This window comes from Streptomyces sp. NPDC007907, from assembly GCF_042959365.1.
Taxonomy (GTDB): Bacteria; Actinomycetota; Actinomycetes; order Streptomycetales; family Streptomycetaceae; genus Streptomyces; species Streptomyces indiaensis.
Window position 1 is genome coordinate 327,552 of sequence record NZ_JBIBKR010000006.1, and the last position, 19,709, is coordinate 347,260.

Below are 19,709 nucleotides of genomic sequence, written 5' to 3' on the forward strand. Positions count from 1 at the left end.
CCGGCCCGGTACCGCCAGAAACGATCACCGCACCACCACAACCGGGCCCGCCGGCCACGAGCCCCGCCCCCTCCCCCTACAGCCGTGATCATTCCGTAACCAATTCCGGTCTTGACCGAGACCCATCAAGCGGTCCCGTGATTACGCTCCCGCTCATGGCCGACTCCACACCCCCCACACACGCCTCCGCACAGCCCCCACCCGACCGTCCCGTCTACGTCATCGGCGGCGGCCCCGGCGGACTGTCCGTGGCGTACGCGCTGCGCGCCCGGGGCGTCCGGGCCGTCGTCCTGGAGAAGTCCGACCGCGTCGGGGCGTCCTGGCGCCGCCACTACGACCGGCTGCACCTGCACACCACCCGCCGCCTCTCCGCCCTGCCCGGACTGCCGATACCGCGCCGGTTCGGACGGTGGGTGTCCCGGGACGACGTGGTGCGCTACCTGGAGAAGTACGCCGAGCACCACCGTCTGGAGATCGTCACCGGCGTCGAGGTGACCCGCGTCGAGCGCGCCCCCGACGGGGCGGGCTGGCTGCTGCACGCCACCGGCGGCCGGGAACTGACCGGCGCGGCGGTGGTCGTCGCCACCGGCTACAACCACACCCCGCGCCTGCCGGACTGGCCCGATCGCTCCGCCTTCACCGGCGAGTTGCTGCACGCCGGTGAGTACCGCAGCGGCAAGCACTACGCGGGCCGGGACGTCCTCGTCGTCGGGGTGGGCAACACCGGCGCCGAGATCGCCGTCGACCTGGTGGAGGCCGGCGCCTCGCGGGTCCGGCTCGCCGTGCGCACCGTCCCCCACATCGTGCGCCGTTCGACCGCCGGCTGGGCCGCCCAGTACAGCGGCGTCCTCGTGCGCCGGCTGCCGGTCGGCCTGGTCGACCGGATCTCCCGCGTGCAGGCCAGGGTGGCCGTGCCCGACCTGTCCGCCCACGGGCTGCCGCGTCCCGACACCGGCCTGTACACGCGGGTGAAGGAGGGGGCGATCCCGGTGCAGGACGTCGGCCTGATCGACGCCGTGCGCAAGGGCAGGGTGGAGATCGTGGCCGCCGTGGAGGGCTTCGAGGACGGCGGCAAGGTCGCGCTGGCCGACGGCAGCCGGATCTCCCCGGACGTGGTGATCGCCGCCACCGGATACGTCCGCGCCCTGGAAGGCCTCGTCGGCCACCTCGGCGTCCTCGACGACCGCGGCAGGCCCGTCGCCCACGGCGCCCGCACCCCGAAGGCCGCCCCGGGCCTGTACTTCACCGGCTTCACCAACCCGATCAGCGGCAACCTCCGCGAGATGGCACTGGACGCGGTGAAGATCGCGAAGGCCGTCGCACGGAACGGTGCGGAGGGCGTGTCCCGCCTGCCGGGGTGAGACTCGCCCCGCGTACGGCCCGGCACACTGCCGGGCCACAGGCGCCCCGTCCCGTCCGACACACTGCCGGGACATAGGCGCCCGCACCCGGATCGGCGCACCGCCGGGCCCCATACCCGCCCCGCGCCCGGTCGGGCACACTGCCGGGCCAACAGGCACCCCCGCCCGGCCCGGCGCACTGCCCGGCCATGGGCGCCCGCACCCGGATCGGCGCACCACCGGACCCATACCCGCCCCGCGCCCGGTCCGGCGCGCTGCCGGACCCATAGGCGCCCCGGCCCCGTCCGGCACACTGCCGGGCCATAGGCGCGCCCCGCGCCCGGATCGGCGCGGGCTGCCTGGCCGATCCCCGCCCCACCCCGGTCGACGCCCTCCCCACCCGGGTCGGCGCCCGGTCCGGCGTGCTGCCGGGTGGGGCGCCCGCCTCCATCAGGTCCGGCGTCGCAGCAACTTCACCTGCCCGCACCGTTCCTGACGTCGCATCAGTTCAGTAACCTGACTGTGCGTCAGTTGGCTGCTGTCTCACAGGAGCGGGCGGAAACGATGCTTGGATCGACTCACGGCACCCTCACCACCGACTCCCGCCGGACCCGGGCCATCGCCTGTGGCGAGCGGTCCGGGCCAGTCGTGCACGGCCGACCGGCCCAGGTGGGCGACCTGGACGTCAGCGGGCGGCCTTTGCACGCCGGCGTACCCGATCTCGACCGCTTCTTCCGCCCCCGGTCCGTCGCCGTGATCGGCGCCTCGGACACCGAGGGCCGTCCGAACACCGGCATCACGCGGCAGCTGGTCGACTGGGCGGAGCGGGTCGGCGCGCGGCTGCACCCGGTGCATCCCGGCCGGCCGGCCGTCTTCGGCATCCCCTGCTCCTCGTCCGTCGCCGCCCTGCCCGAGCAGGTCGATCTGGCCGTGGTGCTGGTCGGCGACCCGCTGCCGGTGATCGAGGAACTGGCCGACGCCAAAGCCCGGTTCGCGGTGGTCTTCGCGTCCGGGTTCGCGGAGACCGGGCCCGAGGGCGAGGCCGCCCAGCGGCGACTGGCCGCCGCCGTGGAGCAGTCCGGGATGCGGCTGCTGGGGCCCAACACCAACCTCAACGCCTTCGAGCGGTTCCGCGACGACCTTCAGGGGCCGGCGATCGCGCTGATCACCCAGTCCGGACACCAGGGCCGTCCCGTCTTCGCCCTCCAGGAACTCGGCATCCGCCTGTCCCACTGGGCCCCCACCGGCAACGAGGCCGACCTGGACAGCGCCGACTTCCTGGCCTACTTCGCCGAGCAGCCCGAGGTCGGCGCCATCGCCTGCTACCTCGAAGGGCTGAAGGACGGCCGTGCCTTCCTGCTCGCCGCCGACCGGGCCGCCCGGCGCGGGGTGCCGGTCGTCGCAGTCAAGGTGGGCCGTACCGAGACCGGCGCCCGCACGGCCGCCTCCCACACCGGCAAACTGACCGGCGCCGACGCGGTGGTGGACGCGGCGCTGCGCCAGTACGGCGTGATCCGCGTCGACGGGCTCGACGAACTCCAGGACACCGCCGCCCTCCTGGCCCGGGCCCGGCCCCCGCGCGCCGACGGCGTCGTCGTCTACTCCATCTCCGGCGGCACGGGCGCGCACGTCGCCGACCTGGCGACCGAGGCGGGTCTGAGCCTGCCGGTCCTGTCCGAGGCCAAGCAGGCCGAGCTGCACCAGTGGATCCCCGACTACCTGTCCGTCGCCAACCCGGTCGACAACGGCGGGCACCCGGTCGGGGACGAACGCGGCCGGAAGATCATCGACGCTCTCCTCGACGACCCGGAGGTGGGTGTGCTGATCTGCCCGGTCACCGGGCCGTTCCCGCCGCTCAGCGACCGGCTCGTCCGGGACCTGGTGGACGCGGCCGAGCAGACCGACAAGCTCGTCTGCGTGGTGTGGGGGTCGCCGGTCGGCACCGAGCCCGCCTACCGCGAGGTCCTGCTCGGCTCCTCCCGGGTGGCCACCTTCCGCACGGTCGGCAACTGCCTCAGCGCGGTCCGCGCCCATCTCGCCCACCACCGCTTCACGGCCGCCTACCGCTCCCCCTTCGACGAGGCCCCGCGCACCCTCTCGCCGTCCTACCGCAAGGCGCAGGCCCTGATGCACCCGGGCGGGCAGCTGAGCGAGCACGCGGCGAAGCAGCTGCTGCGGGCGTACGGCATCCGCGTGCCGCGCGAGCAGCTCGTGACCAGTGCGGCGGCGGCCGTCCGCGCGGCCGGGCTGGTCGGCTACCCGGTGGTGATGAAGGCCTCCGGCGCCCGGATCGCCCACAAGACGGAGCTGGGTCTGGTGAAGATCGGGCTGACCTCGGCCAGCCAGGTCCGCGACGCCTACCGGGAGCTGACCGACATCGCCCGCTACGAGGACATCGCCCTGGACGGCGTGCTGGTCTGCCAGATGGTCGAGCAGGGCGTGGAGATGGTCGTCGGCGTCGCCCACGACGACCTGTTCGGCCCGACCGTGACCGTCGGGCTCGGCGGTGTGCTCGTCGAAGTGCTGCGGGACACCGCCGTGGGGGTGCCGCCCTTCGGGGAGGAGCAGGCACGGGACATGCTCGCCGGGCTGCGCGGCCGGGCCCTGCTCGACGGGGTGCGGGGGCGGCCCCCGGCGGACCTGGACGCGCTGGTCGAGGTCGTCCTGCGCGTGCAGCGCATGGCCCTGGAACTCGGGGACCAGCTGGCGGAACTGGACATCAACCCGCTGATGGTGCTGCCGCAGGGGCAGGGCGCCGTGGCGCTGGACGCGCTGGCGGTGTGCCGCTGATGACGGGGCCCACGCTGCTGCACACGACCTCGGACCAGGTCCTCACCGTCACCCTCAACCGGCCCGGGAGCCTCAACGCCCTGACGCCCGGGCAGCGCGAGGAGGTGATCGGGCTGCTGTCGGAGGCGTCCGCCACGGCGGAGGTGCGGGCCGTGGTGATCACGGGGGCGGGCCGCGGCTTCTGCGCCGGGGCGGACCTGCGGGGTGCCGGCACGCCCGGCGAACGGCTCGCGGGCGACGTCGCCCGCACCCTGCGCACCGGGGCCCAGCGGCTGATCACCGCGGTGCTCGACTGCGAGAAGCCGGTGATCGCCGCCGTGAACGGCACGGCGGCGGGCCTGGGCGCGCACCTCGCGTTCGCCTGCGACCTGGTCCTCGCGGCCGAATCCGCCCGCTTCATCGAGGTGTTCGTACGCCGCGGGCTGGTCCCCGACGGCGGCGGCGCCTATCTCCTCCCCCGTCTCGTCGGCCCGCAGCGCGCGAAGGAGCTGATGTTCTTCGGCGACGCGCTCACCGCCCCGGACGCCGAACGCCTGGGGCTGGTCAACCGGGTCGTACGGGACGAGGAGCTGGAGAAGACGGCACGCGCCTGGGCCGAACGCCTGGCCACCGGACCGACCCGCGCCCTCGCCCTGACCAAGCAGCTCGTCAACGCCTCCCTCGACACCGACCGCGCCACCGCCTTCGCCGCCGAGGCCGCGGCGCAGGAGATCAACATGACGACGGCGGACGCGCAGGAGGGCGTGCGGAGCTTCGTGGAGCGGCGGGGCGCGGAGTTCCGGGGACGCTGACCCTTCCTATCTGACGATACGTCAGCTTCAATGGCGGGGTGATGGGACAAGCAGGGATGGCGGAAGCCGCCGTCCGCTACCTCAGGTCGGTCCGCACGGCCGCACCGGAGCCCGTCGAGCCGCTGCCCCGCCCCGAGTTGAGGTGCGTCGGCGCCGACGAACGCGCTCCGCTGGACGCCCGGGAGTTCCGCAGGGTCCTGGGGAACTTCGCCACGGGCTTGGCCGTGATCACGGCACCCCCGGCCACCGACGGCGGCTCCCCCGCCGGTTTCGCCTGCCAGTCCTTCACCTCCCTCTCCCTGGACCCGCCGCTGGTCGCCTTCATGGTGGGCCGCACGTCGACGACCTGGCCGCGCATCGCCCGCGCCGGGGTGTTCTGCGTGAACGTGCTGGCGGCAGACCAGGACGAGGTGTGCCGGGCCTTCGCGGTGAGCGGCGCGGACAAGTTCGCGGGGGTGGCGTACGACGCGGCGCCGGTGTCGGGCGCCCCACGGCTGTCGGGCACCGTCGCCTGGATCGACTGCACGATCCACGCCGTCCACACCGGCGGCGACCACCTCGTCGTGATCGGCCGCGTGAACGCCTTGGCCACGGGCGACACCCCGGCCGGACCGCTCCTGTTCCACCAGGGGCGGTTCACCCGGCTGCCCGACAACCCGTGACCGGCCCGAAAAAGGCCGGTGCCCGCCGACCCGGCCGTGTACCGTCCGGCGTGCTCCCCGCCGCCCACCAGTGAGGCGGAGCGCCGCACACGTCGGGAGGCAGACCCCATGAACCCCGAGGACACCGACACGGAGCCCGCCGAGCACGCGCGATTCGCCGGGTATCTGGATCAGTTGCGGCAGGTGTCCGAGAAGGACGAAACCGGCCTGGTCATTCGCGTGCTGACGGACCCGGATCACACCATGGCCCGGTCCGCCGTACTGCGGCATCTGGACCGACGGGCCGCTGAGCTGTGCCGGGGGTCCGGGTGGGAGGCGTGGGCGCGGGGCATGTCCCGGGCCGTGGTGCTCCCGGGCGGGTCTCACGCGGCTGGACACCGCCTGAGGGGCGGCGGGTTCAGGCCGCCGTCGTGAGCAGCGGGCGGCGGCGGATCACCAGGGCCATCAGCGCCGCCGCCGCGCACAGCGCCCCCGACGCGTACCAGACGACGTCGTACGTGCCGAACGTGTCGCGGGCGACGCCGCCGAGGAAGGCCACGAGGGCGGCACCGACCTGGTGGGAGGCCAGGACCCAGCCGAAGACGATCGCGCTGTCCTCGCCGTACTGCTCGCGGCACAGGGCCAGGGTGGGCGGGACCGTGGCGACCCAGTCGAGGCCGTAGAAGACGATGAAGAAGACCATCGGAGGGTGAACCGCGGGGCCCAGCAGGAGCGGGAGGAACATCAGCGACACGCCCCGCAGCGCGTAGTACACCGCCAGCAGACGGCGCGGCTCGAAGCGGTCCGTGAACCAGCCGGAGGCGATCGTGCCGACGACGTCGAAGACGCCGATGACGGCGAGCAGGGACGCGGCGGCCTGGACGGGCATGTGCTGGTCGTGGGCGGCGGGGATGAAGTGCGTCTGGATCAGCCCGTTGGTGGAGGCGCCGCAGATCGCGAAGGTGCCGGCGAGCAGCCAGAACGGGCCGGTGCGCACGGCGGACAGCAGCACGGTCACGGCCCGGCGGGCGGCGCCGGGGACGGGCGGCGGCTTCGGCACGAACTCAGCCGCGCCGTACGGCTTCTGGCCCACGTCCGCCGGGTGGTCGTGCAGCAGGAGCCACACGAACGGCACGACCGCGAGCGCGGCGAGCGCGACCGTCACGGCCGCCGGGCGCCAGTCGTAGCGGTCGATGATCCAGGACAGCAGAGGGAGGAAGATCAGCTGGCCGGAGGCCGAGGCGGCGGTGAGGATGCCGCTGACCAGGCCGCGCCGCTCGGTGAACCAGCGGTTGGTGACGGTCGCGGCGAAGGCCAGCGCCATGGAGCCGGACCCGAGGCCCACCAGCAGCCCCCAGCACAGCATCAGCTGCCAGGCCGCGGTCATCCACACGGTGAGCCAGGAGCCGGCCGCGATCACCGTCAGGGCGACCGCGACGACCCGGCGGATGCCGAAGCGGTCCATCAGAGCCGCCGCGAACGGGGCCGTCAGACCGTACAGCGCGAGATTCACCGAGACGGCGGCACCGATCGTGCCGCGCGACCAGTCGAACTCGGCGTGCAGCGGGTCGATGAGCAGGCCCGGCACGGAACGGAAGGCGGCGGCACCGATGATCGTCACGAAGGTCACGGCGGCGACGAACCAGGCGCGGTGCACGCGCCCGCGGGTCGGCTTCGGCGGCTGCTGGACAGCCGCTGCTTCGGTTGTCTGGGTCACGACATAGAGCTTCCGGCCTGCGGTGCGCTCCATCGAGTGGCCCGAAGGACAGCATTCGTTAGGATCGGGCCATGAGCCGTGAGCCGGAGTTCCGCCCGCACCGGGTCGTCGTCCTCGCCCTGGACGGCCTGCTCCCCTTCGAGCTGGGCATCCCGCACCGCATCTTCGGCCGCCCCCGGGACCCCGAGGGACGCCTGCTGTACGACGTCGTCACCTGCTCGGTCCGCCCGCCCGGACCGGTGCAGACCGACGCCGACTTCGCCATCCAGGTCGAGCACGGCCCCGAGGCCCTGGCCACCGCCGACACGGTGATCGTCCCGGCTTCGTACGAACTCGGCCCCGTCTTCGAGCAGGGCGTGCTGACCGGCGAACTGGCCGCCGCCCTCGCTCACATCCGCCCGGGCACCCGGCTCGCCTCGATCTGCACCGGCGTCTACGTGCTCGCGGCCGCCGGTCTCCTGGACGGCCGCCCCGCCACCACCCACTGGGCCGACGCCGACCGTTTCCAGCGCCTCTTCCCGCGGATCGAGGTCGACCCCGACGTCCTGTTCATCGACGACGGCGACGTCCTGACCTCCGCCGGTGTCGCGGCCGGCATCGACCTGTGCCTGCACATGGTGCGCCGGGACCACGGCACGGCGGTCGCCAACGACGTGGCCCGCCGCACGGTGGTACCGCCGCACCGCGACGGCGGTCAGGCGCAGTACATCCACCGGCCCGTGCCCGACCCGCAGCAGGCGACCACGACCTCGGCCCGCGCCTGGGCCCTGGGCCGTCTCCACGAGCCCATCCAGCTGCGCGACATGGCCGCCCAGGAGTCCATGTCCGTCCGCACCTTCACCCGCCGCTTCCGTGAGGAGACCGGCGTCAGCCCGGGCCAGTGGCTCACCCAGCAGCGCGTGGAGCGGGCCCGTCACCTCCTGGAGTCCACCGACCGCTCCGTCGACCGGGTCGCCCGGGACGCGGGCTTCGGCACGGCCCAGTCGATGCGCCAGCACCTCCAGTCGGCCCTGGGCGTCACGCCCACGGCCTACCGGCGCACGTTCCGGGCGGAGAACGAGAGTGCCGCGGCCCTTGAACGATGAGCGCCGCGGCCCTTGAACGATGAGCACCGCGGCCCTCGGATCGTGAACGGGGCGGTCCTCAGAAAGTGAGCACCGCCCGCGCCACCCGCCCCGCTTCCGCGTCCGCCGCCGCCTTCTCGAAGTCCTCGACCGGGTAGGTGCGGGTGACCAGTTCGTCGAGCAGGAGCCGCCCCTGGCGGTACAGCTCGGCGTACAGGGCGATGTCCCGCTGCGGGCGTGAGGAGCCGTAGCGGCAGCCCAGGATGGACTTGTCGAGGTACAGGGAGGAGACACGGAAGGACGCCTCGGCCGCGGCGGGCGGGACCCCGAGGAGGACGGCCTGGCCGTGCCGGTCCAGCGCGTCGATCGCCTGCCGGATCAGCTCGACGCGGCCGACGCACTCGAAGGCGTGGTCCACGCCCGTGGGCAGGAGGTCGCGCACACCCTCGGCCGAGGTGAGGAATTCGGTCGCGCCGAACCGTCGCGCCGCTTCCTCCTTCGCCGGGTTGGCGTCGACGGCGACGATCCGCCCGGCACCCGCCAGCCGGGCCCCCTGGAGCACGTTCAGACCGATGCCGCCCGTCCCGATGACCAGGACGCTGTCGCCGCGGTCGACCCGCGCCCGGTTCAGTACCGCACCCACGCCCGTCAGCACCCCGCACCCGATCAGCGCCGCCGACGTCGGCGGGACGTCGTCGGGGATCGGGACCGCCTGCACGGCCTTGACCACCGTGCGCTCGGCGAACGCCGAGTTGGATGCGAACTGGTGCACCGGCGAGCCGCCGTGGCGGAACGGCCGGCCCGGGCGTCCGATGGCCCGCCGGCACATGGTGGGCCGCCCGCGGTCGCACTCCGCGCACGTACCGCAGTTCGCCAGCGTGGACAGCGCCACATGGTCACCGGGTGCGACATGGGCGACGCCCACACCCACCGTCTCCACCACTCCCGCCCCCTCATGGCCCAGCACCACGGGAACGGGGAAGGGGATGGTCCCGTCCACCACCGACAGATCGCTGTGGCACAGCCCGGCCGCCGAGATCGCCACCCGCACCTCGCCCGGCCCCGGCTCGCGCACCTCCAGGTCCGCCACGACCCGGACCTGCTTCCCGTCGAAGATCACGCCTCGCATCACACGGCCCCCTTGGGCTCCCTGGGCAGGCCGAGCACGCGCTCGGCGATGATCGTGCGCTGGATCTGGTCCGAGCCGCCGTAGATCGTGTCGGCCCGGGAGAAGAGGAACAGGTGCTGGGAGGCGTCCAGTTCGTACGGCGTCGACGCCGACCAGTCGACGGGGCCCACGGCCGCCCGCGCGCCCCGCACCAGCACCGCCAGCTCCCCGAGCCGCTGGTGCCAGCCGGCCCACAGCAGCTTGGCCACGCTCGGAGCGCCCGCGTCACCGGAACTCCCCAGGGTGCGCAGGGCGTTCCAGCGCATCGTGCGCAGCTCGGCCCACTGCCGCACGAGCCGTTCCCGTACGACGGGATCCCGCGCCGCGCCCGACTCGACGGCCGCCCGCACCACCGCGCCCAGTTCCTCGGCGAAGCCGATCTGCTGGGCCAGCGTGGACACGCCGCGTTCGAAGCCGAGCAGGCTCATCGCGACACGCCAGCCGTGGCCCGCCCCGCCGACGACGTGCTCCGCTCGGGCGCCGTCGAAGAAGACCTCGTTGAAGTCGCTGGTGCCGGTCATCTGGCGGATGGGGCGGACCTCGATCCGGCCGGGCTGGTCCATGGGCACGAGCAGGAAGCTCAGCCCGTGGTGCCGCGCCGAGCCGGGCTCGGTCCTGGCCAGCACGAAACACCAGTCCGCCACGTGCGCGAGCGACGTCCAGACCTTCTGGCCGGTGACGCGGTAGGTACGGCCGTCCGGCTCGCGCACGGCCGCGGTACGGATCCCGGCCAGATCGGATCCGGCGCCGGGTTCGCTGTAGCCCTGGCACCAGAGCTCCTCGCCGGCGGCGATCGGCGGGAGGAACCGGGACTTCTGCTCGTCGCTGCCGTGGGCGAGGAGCGTGGGCGCGAGCAGGTTCTCCCCGATGTGCCCGGAACGCGCCGGCGCCCCCGACCGCGCGTACTCCTCGGCCCACACCACCTGCTGGGTGAGAGTGGCGCACCGATTCCCGTAGCCGACCTCCCCCCACCCGAGCCCGATCCACCCCTCAGCACCGAGGGTGCGTTCCCAAGTGCGGCGGTCGATCCCGCCTTTGACGTTCCCGGCCAGCCAGGCCCGGGCTTCCTCACGGAAGTCCTGGTCCTCTCGAGTGAATCCGAAGTCCACGATCGCCGCCTTGGGTCGAAGTGACTGGGTGGGCGAGCTGAGGCGGGCCGAGTGCGCAACCCGGCGCCGCGGGGTGCCGCCCGCGCCCACCCGTGCCGCCCCAGACGGCACGACTGCCCGCGGACCAACGCCCCGAAGGGGCGCGGGGAACTGCGCGACAAGCCACGACGCACCCGCGCCCGCCGCACCACCGCCGCCCCCGAGCTACTGGGCGTTCGGCCGCTCTCCCCGAGCCGCCGCCTTCTCCATGGCCACCACCCGCTCCAGCATCGGCATCGGATCCACCCCCACCGACCCGGGCAGAAACTCCGCGATCCCCTCCACGGTCCACCCGCCGGAGGCATACGCCGCCCGCAGCTCCCTCGGCTGCGCCCACACCGCGATCTTCGCCCCGGCGACCGTGTACACCTGCCCGGTGATCCCCTCCCGGGAGGCAGCGTCGGACAGCAGGTACACCACCAGCGCGGCGACGTCCTCCGGCTCCCCGATCTCCGCCAGCTCCATCGGCACCCCCGCCGACATCCGCGTCCGCGCCACCGGCGCCACCGCGTTCGCGGTCACCCCGTACTTGTGCAGGCCCAGCGCAGCGCTCCGCACCAGCGAGATGATCCCGCCCTTAGCGGCGCTGTAGTTGGCCTGCGAGACGGACCCCTGGTGGTTGCCGCTGGTGAAGCCGATCAGCGTCCCGGCCCGCTGCTTCCGCATGACCGCGGAAGCCGCCCGGAACACCGTGAACGTGCCCTTCAGGTGCGTCGCGACGACCGGGTCCCACTCTTCCTCGGTCATGTTGAACAGCATCCGCTCACGCAGGATCCCGGCCACGCAGACGACCCCGTCCAGCCGCCCGTACGACGCCAGCGCCACGTCGACGACCCGCTGCCCGCCCGCCATGGTGGAGATGTCGTCGGCGACGGCCACCGCCTCCCCGCCCGCCGCCTCGATCTCCTTGACGACGGCCTCGGCGACCTCGCTCGTCGGTGAGGCACCGTCGACCGCGACCCCGTAGTCGTTGACGACGACCTTCGCCCCCTCGGCCGCCGCGGCGAGCGCGACCGCCCGGCCGATGCCGCGCCCGGCACCCGTGACGGCGACGACCTTGCCTGCCAAGAAGTTCCCCACGCCCGGCCCCTTCCCGTCCCACGGTTTCTGACGGACCGTTAGATTGTCGGTTCCCAAATTCTACGACCCGTCAGATACGGGAAGACAAGCCCCGGGGAGGACTCATGTCGCTGCCGGACGCGTTCCACGACATCGCCGAGCGCGTGAACAACTGGGGGCGTTGGGGGGCCGACGACGAGATCGGCACGCTGAACCTGATCACCGACCAGGTGATCCGGGAGGCGGCGGCGACCGTCCGCACCGGCCTCCGCGTCCCGCTGGCGCTGCCCCTCCAGCAGGACGGCGTGCAGACCGGCGTGATCCCCGGCCGCGTCAACCCCCTGCACGCCATGGTGCAGATCAACCAGGAGATCTTCGGCCCGGGCACGGTCGCGTGCAGCGACGACGTCGTCACCATGGGGCTCCAGGCCGCCACACACTGGGACGCGCTGCCGCACGTCTCGCACTCGGGCCGGATCTACAACGGCCGCCCGGCCCACACCGTCACCCCGCACGGCGGCGCCGGCTTCAGCGGCATCGGTACGGTCCGGCACGTGGTCTCACGCGGAGTGCTGCTGGACGTCGCCCGGGCCCGGGGATCCGAGCGGCTCGACGGCGGGTACGCCGTCACACCCGAGGACCTGGACGCCGCCGAAGAGCTGGCCGGCACCCGGGTGCGGGCCGGTGACGTCGTGCTCGTGCGGACCGGGCAGATCCGGAGCCTCCTGGCCGGGGACCGGCACGGCTACGCGTATCCGTCGCCGGGGCTGTCGATCCGTACGCCGGAGTGGTTCCACGCGCGCGATGTCGCGGCCGTCGCCAACGACACCTTGACCTTCGAGGTGTTCCCGCCCGAGGTGGACGGACTGTGGCTGCCGGTGCACGCCCTGCATCTCGTGGAGATGGGAATGCCGCAAGGGCAGAACTGGAATCTCGAAGCATTGTCCACAGCCTGTGGAGAAACGGGCCGCTACACGTTTCTGCTGACTGCGACACCCGAGCCGTTCACGGGTGCCACAGGTGCCCCGGTGGCGCCCGTGGCCGTCCTCTAACCGGGGGCAGAACAATCCAGCACCTCGAAGAGCTCGGCTGCCCCCAGGGGGAGCGTTCACGAGGAGCAGCCGAGGACCGCCCCGGGCGGGGCGCACTGGTCGGGTGTGTTGCCGGTGATGACGGAACCCGCCGGCACGACCGCACCGCCGTCCCGGAGGACACCGCCGCCCTGCTCGCCCGCGGTGTTCCCGGTGACGGTGGCGAGGACCAGTGTGGAGGTGCCGGCGAGGTGGTACAGCCCGCCGCCGCCGAGCTCGGCCTCGTTCTGTGTCACACGGGTGGCGACCAGCCGCACCGAGGCGCCGAGGTTGGCGATGCCGCCACCGTTCGAGGCGGCCGAGTTCGTCGCGATCGTCGACGAGTTGACGGTCAGGTCACCGGCACCGGCGAAGAGGCCTCCGCCTTCGAAGGTCTCGGCGTCGTTGCGGCTCACCGTCACGCTGCTGAGCGACGTGCTTCCGTAGGTGGCCAGTCCCCCACCGGTGTAGGTGGCGGTGTTCTCCGTGACGGATCCGCCGCCCATGATCAGCCGGCCGGTGGTGCCGACATGGATGCCACCGCCGTCCGAGGCGGTGTTGCCCGACACGAAGCTGTTGGACAGGCGGGCGGTCCCGCCGGAGGCGACGGCGACCCCGCCGCCGAGTCGCGCGGCCTCGCCACCGGTGACGCGGGAGTTGGCCAGCGACAGGATCCCTTGCGTGAGGACGACGCCCCCGGACCCCTCCGGGGGCGCCGTGGCGCTGCCGTTCGCCAGTGTGATCCCGTTGAGCGTGAGTGAGCCGCCGGCGGCGACCTCGGCGATGCGGAACGGTGCGCCGGCGACGCGGGTGATGCTGGCGGACGCGCCGCTGATGACCAGGTTCCCGGTGATCACGGGCAGCCCGTTGGGGCCGTTGGGACCCGGGGACCGGGCCGGGGCGGTGAGCCGGTAGTCACAGCCCGGCGTGAGCGAAATGGAGCCGGAACCACGGCTGTTGGCCTGGTTGATCTCCTGGATCAGCGCGGTGACGTTCCCGCACGGCACCGCCGCCGCCCGGCGTGGGCCGAGGCTGTGGGCGGCGGGCGGCACTGTACCCGCCACCGCCGTACCCAGCAGCGCGGCCAGCACCAGGCAGCGCCCTCTTCTCACGGTCAGCACGGGATCTCCCTTGGTCGGTGCGCCGGACTGCCTCTCGGCAGTCCCACTTGACCGTGGCCGTTGACCGGGCGCACTCAGGGCAAGCCGGATGAGTGAGTTCCGCGCCGGGGCCGGTCGCATATTCCGATGGGCCATTCGCGTGACATGGCACAGAGCGTCTTGCCGGTCCCGTGGCGGAGGTGGATTACTGAAGGAGATCCAACCGGTGGGCTGCCCATCCGCACCGGGGGTTGCGGCAGCCGCACCACCTGCGGCTTCTCCGGAGAAGCCGGGAGTGAATGTTGGCAGACCGCGATGGGCACCCCTGGTGGGGACTTGGATCCAGTCGGCCGGTGTCGTCCACGACACCGGCCGACGCCGTGCCGGAGCCGGCCACGCGCCCCGTCACCCATTACTCCGTCCGGGTGACGTGCGATGACACCCCCTTGTCACTCGGTTGGCCTTGTGGGTCACTGAGAGTACGAACCGGCGGGCTGCCCATCCCCGAGCCGGGGGAACGCCAGAGGCAGCTCATGCCGGTTTTCTCCTTGCCCAGGGGACGTACCGGACCTGTCTCTTCGCCCGCTCAGGGGCCCGGCAGCGATGACACCTCCGACGTCGCCGGACGCCTTGCGCCGGTTCCTCGCACGTCTGCATCGACCAGTAGGAGGCGCATGCACATTTCTCCCCACCAGGGGTCCACCGGCGGCCCTCTGGCGGCCTCCGCGCAGCGGAGGTGATGACGCCCGTCCGGGCGGTGGCCCCCCTCCGCCCGGACGGGTCCCCTTCGTTTGCAGGCCGTGTCCCATGCGAGGGAGTGCAGCTTTGGCCGCTCCTGTGGTTTCTTCCGTCACCCCCGTACAGGGGCCGGCCTCCGGCGGCACCACCGTCACTCTCACCAGGGACCGGCCGGACCGGCCCCGTCGCGTCACCACTCCCGCCGGCACGAGCAACGCCGTCACCTACTCCCGGATCGCGGCCCCGGTCATCTGACCGGCGGCGGCCGCACCGTCCCGGGCCGGATGCCTGCGGCCCGGGACGGTTCTGGCGCCCTTCACCACCCCCTGCGGAAGGACGGCCGACGGCGCGGCACTGCACACCCCGAGCCCGGCAGCCCGCGCCGCCACCCCGATCCAGCGTCCCGTCCCGGGTCCCCCCGGCCCTGAGGCGACGGACACCGGATCACGACCCACACTCGCCGAGGACTCCCGTCGCTGAAGCCCTCGCCGTCCCCTCACGGCGAATCGTTCCCACAAGCGTGATCAAATCATTACGACGCGTCAACGCCCGTTCGAGGGTTTGCCACTTATGCCCTTTTTGATCCAGGCGCGCACGGAAGCACACCCAGGCGCACCGCATCGCGGCAGGACTGGAGCGTTCAGTCGCCGTGCCCCCGTACACCTCGGTCACCAGCCGGACGACCGGGCCCTACACCGCCTCGTAGGTGATCCCCTCGCGAGGCGCCGCGGCCCCGCCGTACGACACGACACGGCTCCCGCACACGGCGGTGCCGCGCGGTTCGGCACCGCAGTCCAGCTCGCACCAGATGCGCTTGCCGGTACCCTCGGCGCTCCAGCCCCAACGGTCGGCGAGACCGTCGACGAGGGCGAGACCGCGGCCGCCGGTCGCGTCGTCGTCCGCGCATCGGGGCACGGGGGCGCGGACACTGCGGTCGGCGACCTCGAGGCGGACGATGGCCTCCCCGGACGCCGCACCCGGCAGGGAGAGCCGCAGCACCGCCGGGCACCCGGTGTGCACCACGGCATTGGTGACGAGTTCGGAGACGAGCAGGATCAACGTCTCGGCGACGGGCTCATCGGCCTGTATGCCGGACCCGGCCAGGCGGGAGCGGGCCCACCGCCGGGCTCGCCCCACTTCTGCGGGGTCGGGCCGGATCTCCAGCTGCACTTGAAGCACCTGCACCGCTCACACCATCCGAACCGGCGGACACTTAGGCTCGCGCCTCACGAGGGCCACGATCGTAGCCATTTTCTGCATGGCCAGAACAACGGCCGGGACGAGGATCACAGAACGTGAATCCCTTGTGGGACAGCATGGTTGACGTACAGTCACGCCAACAAGCGCTTCGGGCATATTCCAGCGCGAAGGAGTACCCCTGCGGCATACTGTGCGACGCTCGCCGCGGGCAGTCGAACAGGCGGCGCCATGGGGTCGCACTGCGCTCGGAGCCACTCGCATCTGACACAAGGTACCGGAGTCGGCAATCGACTCCAGGCCGTAACGAGTCACACTGAGGACACAAGCCGATATCAACGCTCCGTGATTCCGGTATGCCACGATCCGTGACATCTCCGGGAGGGCGTACGGCGATACCGCAGCCAGACGGCCCGTCAGACCGTTTCGGACGCCAGCGCCGCCGCGAGCAGCTCCTCACTCTCCGTGACACCGCCCGCACGCTGGGTTCGAACCCATGCGCGTTTCAGATGCAGATGGACCTCGGACTCCCAGGTGAAGCCCATGCCGCCGTGCACCTGGAGGCAGTCGCGGGCGCCGCGCACGGCGGCCTCGTCGGCGAGGAGCCGGGCCGCCGCGATGTCGGCCGGGTCGCCGGTGACGGCGGCGGCGTGGACCGCGGCGCGGGCCGTCTCGACCCGGACCAGGATCCCCGCGCACAGGTGCGCCACCGCCTGGAAGGCCCCGACGGGCCGGCCGAACTGTTCGCGCGCCCGGGCGTGTTGCGCCGCGAGTTCGCAGACGCGGGTGGCCGTGCCGAGTTGTTCCGCCGCGGTGAGCAGGATCGCGACGGGGTCGGCCGCGGCTCGGCGGGCGGGCACGCGGTGCAGGGGCGTCAGCGGGTCGATCGAGCGCAGGGCGACGGCCCCGGTGGCGTCGCCGCGGACTACGTCCGCCTCCGCCAGCCATTCCACGAGCCCGCCGTCCACGGCCGCCACGACCGTCTCCCCGGTGGCCGCGCCCGGTACGGCACCGGCCGCGAGATGGGTGGCGACGAGCGGGCCGGGCAGCAGCATCCGCCCCGCCTCCTCGAACACCAACACGGCCTCCGGCAGCCCGAGTCCGACCCCACCCTCCGACTCCGGCAGCCGCAGGGCGAAGAACCCGAGCTCCCCGAGATCCCGCCACAACCCCCGGTCGACCCGCGCCGCCCGCACACCGCCCGCACCACCGGGCCCCTCGGCAGGCCACCCACCGCCCGAACCGAACCGGCCCGCGCCGTCGCCCAGCACGCTGCCGCCGCCGGCAGCGTGCTGGGCGCCACCGCCCGGACCGGAACCGTCCGCCCCGTCACCGGCGCCGGGGACAGCCCCCCTCCCCTCGCTTCCGGAGCCGGCGCCCGCCCCGTCCGCACGGTCCACCGCCGCCCGCAGCGCCTCCCCGTCGAACCGCCGCGCGAGCACCTCGCGTACGCCCTCCCGTAGCGCCCGCTGGTCGTCCGTCAGCCGGAAGCGCACCGCAGCTCACCGTCCCCTGGGCAGGCCGAGGATGCGCTCGGCGATGATGTCGTGCTGGATCTGCGAGGTGCCGGCCGCGATGGTGTAGGACAGGGCGGACAGCCGGTCGAGGGTCCACGGGCGTTCGAGGTCCAGGCAGTCGGGCCCCAGTACCGCGGCGGCGGTGTCGTAGAGCTCCTGGCGGGCGTGCGAGTAGCGGAGCTTGAAGACGGAGCCGGAGGCGCCCGGCACCCCGCCCGTCGCCTCCGCCGCACTGACGTTCCACTGCGTGAGCCGCCACAGCGCCCGGAACTCGGCGTGCAGCCGGCCCAGCCGGCGCCGCAGTGCCGGGTCGTCCCACCGGCCGTTCTTGCGGGCCTCGACGGCCAGTTCGCCCAGCACGCGCCGGCAGGCCACGACCTCGCCCGCGAACGCCGTGCCGCGTTCGAAGGACAGCGTCACCATGGTCACGCGCCAGCCGTCGTCCTCGTCCCCGACCCGGTTCGCCACCGGCACCCGCACCTCGTCCAGGAACACCTCGGCGAACTCGGCCGACCCCGCAAGGGTCCGCAGCGGCCGGACGGTGATGCCGGGTGCGTCCATGGGCATCGCCAGCCAGGTGATGCCCCGGTGCTTCGGCGCCTCGGGGTCGGTGCGGACCAACAGCTCGCACCAGTCGGCGACTTCCGCGTGGGAGGTCCAGATCTTGGAGCCGGTCACCACGTAGGCGTCGCCGTCGCGCCGCGCGCGGGTGCGCAGGGCCGCGAGGTCGGAACCGGCGCCCGGTTCGCTGAAGCCCTGGCACCAGACCTCCTCCCCGCGCAGGATCGGCGGCAGCCAGCGCTCCCGCTGCTCCGCGGTGCCCTCGGCGGCGATGGTCGGACCCGCGTGCAGCAGGCCCACGAAGTTGGCACCGACGTAGGGCGCGCCCGCCTTCTCGGTCTCCTCCAGGAAGATCAGACGGGTCGTCGGGGAGGCGTCCCAGTGGACGTCGGCGTACCCGGCGTCGTGGAGCCGGCGCTGCCAGCCGAGGTCGTAGGCGCGCCGCCCCGGCCAGTCGTCGGGGGACGGCTTGGGCGGGAGGCCGGGCAGCACCGCCGCGAGCCACTCCCGCAGCCGGGCCCGGAAGGCGGCCTCCTCGGGCGTGTCCGACAGGTCCATCAGCGGTCGAGGTCCAGGTCGAGCATCCGGATGGCGTTGCCCCGCATCAGCTTGTACACCGTCTCGTCGTCGAGGCCCTCGACGTGCTCCAGGGCGACCTCCTTGGTGTGCGGGAAGGTCGAGTCGACGTGCGGGTAGTCGGTCTCGAAGGTGGCGTTGTCACGGCCCACCACGTCCAGGGACGCCACCCCGTGCCGGTCGCGGAAGAAGCAGCAGAAGATCTGCCTGTAGTAGTACGTGGACGGCGGCTCGGGGACGGTGTCCCGCACCCCGCCCCAGGCGCGGTGCTCCTCCCAGACGTCGTCGGCGCGCTCCAGGGCGTAGGGGATCCAGCCCATCTGGCCTTCGGAGTAGGCCAGTTTGAGGCGGGGGAAGCGCACCAGGACGCCGCTGAAGAGGAAGTCCATCATCGAGGCCATCGCGTTGTTGAAGCTGAGTGAGGCCTGGACGGCGGGCGGGGCGTCCGGGGAGGCGGCGGGCATCTGGGAGCTGCTGCCGATGTGCATGTTGACGACCGTCCCGGTCTCCTGGCAGGCCGCGAAGAACGGGTCCCAGTAGCCGGAGTGGATGGACGGCAACCCTAGGTGGGTGGGGATCTCGGAGAAGGTCACCGCGCGCACCCCGCGGGCGGCGTTGCGGTGGATCTCCTCGACCGCCAGGCCGACGTCCCACAGCGGGATCAGGCACAGCGGGACGAGCCGCCCGCCGCTGTCGCCGCACCACTCCTCGACCATCCAGTCGTTGTAGGCGCGCACGCAGGCGAGGGCGACCTCCTTGTCGTGCGCCTCGGCGAAGGTCTGGCCGCAGAAGCGCGGGAAGCTCGGGAAGCACAGGCTCGCCTCGACATGGTTGAGGTCCATGTCCTTCAGGCGTTCCTTCGGGTCCCAGCAGCCGGGCCGCATCTCCTCGCGGGTGATGCCCTCCAGGGTCATCGCGTCGCGGTCGAAGCCGACGGCGGCGATGTTGCGCTTGTACGGGAACTTCAGGTCCTCGTAGACCCACCAGTCGGTGGGCGGCCCGTCCGGGTCCATGGTGATGCGGTAGGTGCCGCCGATGTAGGCGAGGTCACCGATGCCGGCGGTCACCGCCTTGGGGCCACGCTCGCGGTACTTGGCCGGCAGCCAGGTGTCGAAGAGGTGGGCGGGTTCGATCACGTGGTCGTCGACGCTGATGATGCGGGGCAGTTCGGTCGCCATGGGTCCCCTCCGCCGGACGGTACTTATCTGATGACTCGTCAGATAGCATCGCAC

General features: G+C 72.9%; 17 protein-coding genes. 8 read left to right on the top strand and 9 right to left on the bottom strand.

The window, feature by feature from the left end:
- Positions 1-155: 155 nt before the first annotated feature.
- The 5 genes from ACFZDI_RS25940 (at position 156) to ACFZDI_RS25960 (ending at position 5,997) form a co-directional block, all read left to right on the top strand.
- The gene (locus ACFZDI_RS25940) at positions 156-1,361 is read left to right on the top strand and encodes an NAD(P)-binding domain-containing protein (RefSeq protein WP_391253601.1); all 1,206 of its coding nucleotides are present in this window, start codon (positions 156-158) and stop codon (positions 1,359-1,361) included.
- A gap of 543 nt (positions 1,362-1,904) precedes the next feature.
- Entirely contained in the window at positions 1,905-4,130 is a 2,226-nt protein-coding gene (locus tag ACFZDI_RS25945) for an acetate--CoA ligase family protein (protein WP_391253603.1), read from the top strand.
- Positions 4,130-4,921, top strand: coding sequence for an enoyl-CoA hydratase-related protein (locus tag ACFZDI_RS25950; RefSeq protein ID WP_391253605.1), 792 nt, complete (start codon positions 4,130-4,132; stop codon positions 4,919-4,921). The genes ACFZDI_RS25945 and ACFZDI_RS25950 overlap by 1 nt, the downstream gene beginning before the upstream one ends.
- A gap of 41 nt (positions 4,922-4,962) precedes the next feature.
- Positions 4,963-5,583 carry a flavin reductase gene (locus ACFZDI_RS25955; protein ID WP_391253607.1) on the top strand — a complete coding sequence of 207 codons (621 nt, stop codon included), beginning with the start codon at positions 4,963-4,965 and terminating at the stop codon, positions 5,581-5,583.
- Positions 5,584-5,691: 108 nt separating this feature from the next.
- A complete protein-coding gene (locus ACFZDI_RS25960; RefSeq protein WP_391253608.1) occupies positions 5,692-5,997 on the top strand; it encodes a hypothetical protein in 306 nt (101 codons plus the stop codon).
- On the opposite strand, the gene ACFZDI_RS25965 is transcribed toward ACFZDI_RS25960, so the two are convergent.
- Positions 5,981-7,279 carry an MFS transporter gene (locus ACFZDI_RS25965; protein ID WP_234849054.1) on the bottom strand — a complete coding sequence of 433 codons (1,299 nt, stop codon included), beginning with the start codon at positions 7,277-7,279 and terminating at the stop codon, positions 5,981-5,983. The genes ACFZDI_RS25960 and ACFZDI_RS25965 overlap by 17 nt on opposite strands.
- 71 nt (positions 7,280-7,350) lie before the next feature.
- Between ACFZDI_RS25965 and ACFZDI_RS25970 the strand changes: the two genes are divergently transcribed.
- Complete coding sequence (locus ACFZDI_RS25970) at positions 7,351-8,364, top strand: helix-turn-helix domain-containing protein (protein WP_391253610.1); 1,014 nt, start codon at positions 7,351-7,353, stop codon at positions 8,362-8,364.
- A 58-nt stretch (positions 8,365-8,422) separates the two neighbouring features.
- Here the strand turns inward: ACFZDI_RS25970 and ACFZDI_RS25975 are convergent, their stop codons facing one another.
- The 3 genes from ACFZDI_RS25975 to ACFZDI_RS25985 form a co-directional block, all read right to left on the bottom strand.
- On the bottom strand, positions 8,423-9,472 hold the full coding sequence (locus ACFZDI_RS25975) for an alcohol dehydrogenase catalytic domain-containing protein (RefSeq protein ID WP_391253612.1): 1,050 nt from the start codon (positions 9,470-9,472) through the stop codon (positions 8,423-8,425).
- The gene (locus ACFZDI_RS25980) at positions 9,472-10,620 is read right to left on the bottom strand and encodes an acyl-CoA dehydrogenase family protein (protein WP_391253614.1); all 1,149 of its coding nucleotides are present in this window, start codon (positions 10,618-10,620) and stop codon (positions 9,472-9,474) included. The genes ACFZDI_RS25975 and ACFZDI_RS25980 overlap by 1 nt, the downstream gene beginning before the upstream one ends.
- Positions 10,621-10,824: 204 nt before the next feature.
- Positions 10,825-11,739, bottom strand: a complete 915-nt coding sequence (locus tag ACFZDI_RS25985) for an SDR family oxidoreductase (protein WP_234849050.1) — start codon at positions 11,737-11,739, stop codon at positions 10,825-10,827.
- 104 nt (positions 11,740-11,843) lie between these two features.
- Between ACFZDI_RS25985 and ACFZDI_RS25990 the strand changes: the two genes are divergently transcribed.
- Positions 11,844-12,770, top strand: coding sequence for a cyclase family protein (locus ACFZDI_RS25990; protein WP_391253616.1), 927 nt, complete (start codon positions 11,844-11,846; stop codon positions 12,768-12,770).
- Between the two features lie 56 nt (positions 12,771-12,826).
- Here the strand turns inward: ACFZDI_RS25990 and ACFZDI_RS25995 are convergent, their stop codons facing one another.
- Positions 12,827-13,909, bottom strand: coding sequence for a right-handed parallel beta-helix repeat-containing protein (locus ACFZDI_RS25995; protein WP_391253618.1), 1,083 nt, complete (start codon positions 13,907-13,909; stop codon positions 12,827-12,829).
- 804 nt (positions 13,910-14,713) lie between these two features.
- Here ACFZDI_RS25995 and ACFZDI_RS26000 point away from each other — a divergent pair.
- Positions 14,714-14,881, top strand: a complete 168-nt coding sequence (locus ACFZDI_RS26000; RefSeq protein WP_391253620.1) for a hypothetical protein — start codon at positions 14,714-14,716, stop codon at positions 14,879-14,881.
- A gap of 435 nt (positions 14,882-15,316) precedes the next feature.
- Here ACFZDI_RS26000 and ACFZDI_RS26005 read toward each other — a convergent pair whose 3' ends face one another.
- From ACFZDI_RS26005 to ACFZDI_RS26020, 4 genes are all read right to left on the bottom strand, one after another.
- Complete coding sequence (locus ACFZDI_RS26005) at positions 15,317-15,796, bottom strand: ATP-binding protein (RefSeq protein WP_234849073.1); 480 nt, start codon at positions 15,794-15,796, stop codon at positions 15,317-15,319.
- A gap of 443 nt (positions 15,797-16,239) precedes the next feature.
- Positions 16,240-17,319 carry an acyl-CoA dehydrogenase family protein gene (locus ACFZDI_RS26010; protein ID WP_391253622.1) on the bottom strand — a complete coding sequence of 360 codons (1,080 nt, stop codon included), beginning with the start codon at positions 17,317-17,319 and terminating at the stop codon, positions 16,240-16,242.
- A gap of 6 nt (positions 17,320-17,325) precedes the next feature.
- Complete coding sequence (locus ACFZDI_RS26015) at positions 17,326-18,459, bottom strand: acyl-CoA dehydrogenase family protein (RefSeq protein ID WP_391253624.1); 1,134 nt, start codon at positions 18,457-18,459, stop codon at positions 17,326-17,328.
- Positions 18,459-19,655 carry an amidohydrolase family protein gene (locus tag ACFZDI_RS26020; RefSeq protein ID WP_234849045.1) on the bottom strand — a complete coding sequence of 399 codons (1,197 nt, stop codon included), beginning with the start codon at positions 19,653-19,655 and terminating at the stop codon, positions 18,459-18,461. Before ACFZDI_RS26020 ends, ACFZDI_RS26015 begins: the two co-directional genes overlap by 1 nt.
- Positions 19,656-19,709 lie beyond the last annotated feature (54 nt).

Bases quoted from the DNA above. Each gene is read 5' to 3' on its own strand.
- ACFZDI_RS25940 (WP_391253601.1), top strand. From the start codon at position 156: ATGGCCGACTCCACACCCCCCACACACGCCTCCGCACAGCCCCCACCC.
- ACFZDI_RS25955 (WP_391253607.1), top strand. From the start codon at position 4,963: ATGGGACAAGCAGGGATGGCGGAAGCCGCCGTCCGCTACCTCAGGTCG.
- ACFZDI_RS26015 (WP_391253624.1), bottom strand. From the start codon at position 18,459: ATGGACCTGTCGGACACGCCCGAGGAGGCCGCCTTCCGGGCCCGGCTG.
- ACFZDI_RS25990 (WP_391253616.1), top strand. From the start codon at position 11,844: ATGTCGCTGCCGGACGCGTTCCACGACATCGCCGAGCGCGTGAACAAC.
- ACFZDI_RS25960 (WP_391253608.1), top strand. From the start codon at position 5,692: ATGAACCCCGAGGACACCGACACGGAGCCCGCCGAGCACGCGCGATTC.
- ACFZDI_RS25945 (WP_391253603.1), top strand. From the start codon at position 1,905: ATGCTTGGATCGACTCACGGCACCCTCACCACCGACTCCCGCCGGACC.
- ACFZDI_RS25975 (WP_391253612.1), bottom strand. From the start codon at position 9,472: ATGCGAGGCGTGATCTTCGACGGGAAGCAGGTCCGGGTCGTGGCGGAC.
- ACFZDI_RS25970 (WP_391253610.1), top strand. From the start codon at position 7,351: ATGAGCCGTGAGCCGGAGTTCCGCCCGCACCGGGTCGTCGTCCTCGCC.
- ACFZDI_RS25950 (WP_391253605.1), top strand. From the start codon at position 4,130: ATGACGGGGCCCACGCTGCTGCACACGACCTCGGACCAGGTCCTCACC.
- ACFZDI_RS26020 (WP_234849045.1), bottom strand. From the start codon at position 19,655: ATGGCGACCGAACTGCCCCGCATCATCAGCGTCGACGACCACGTGATC.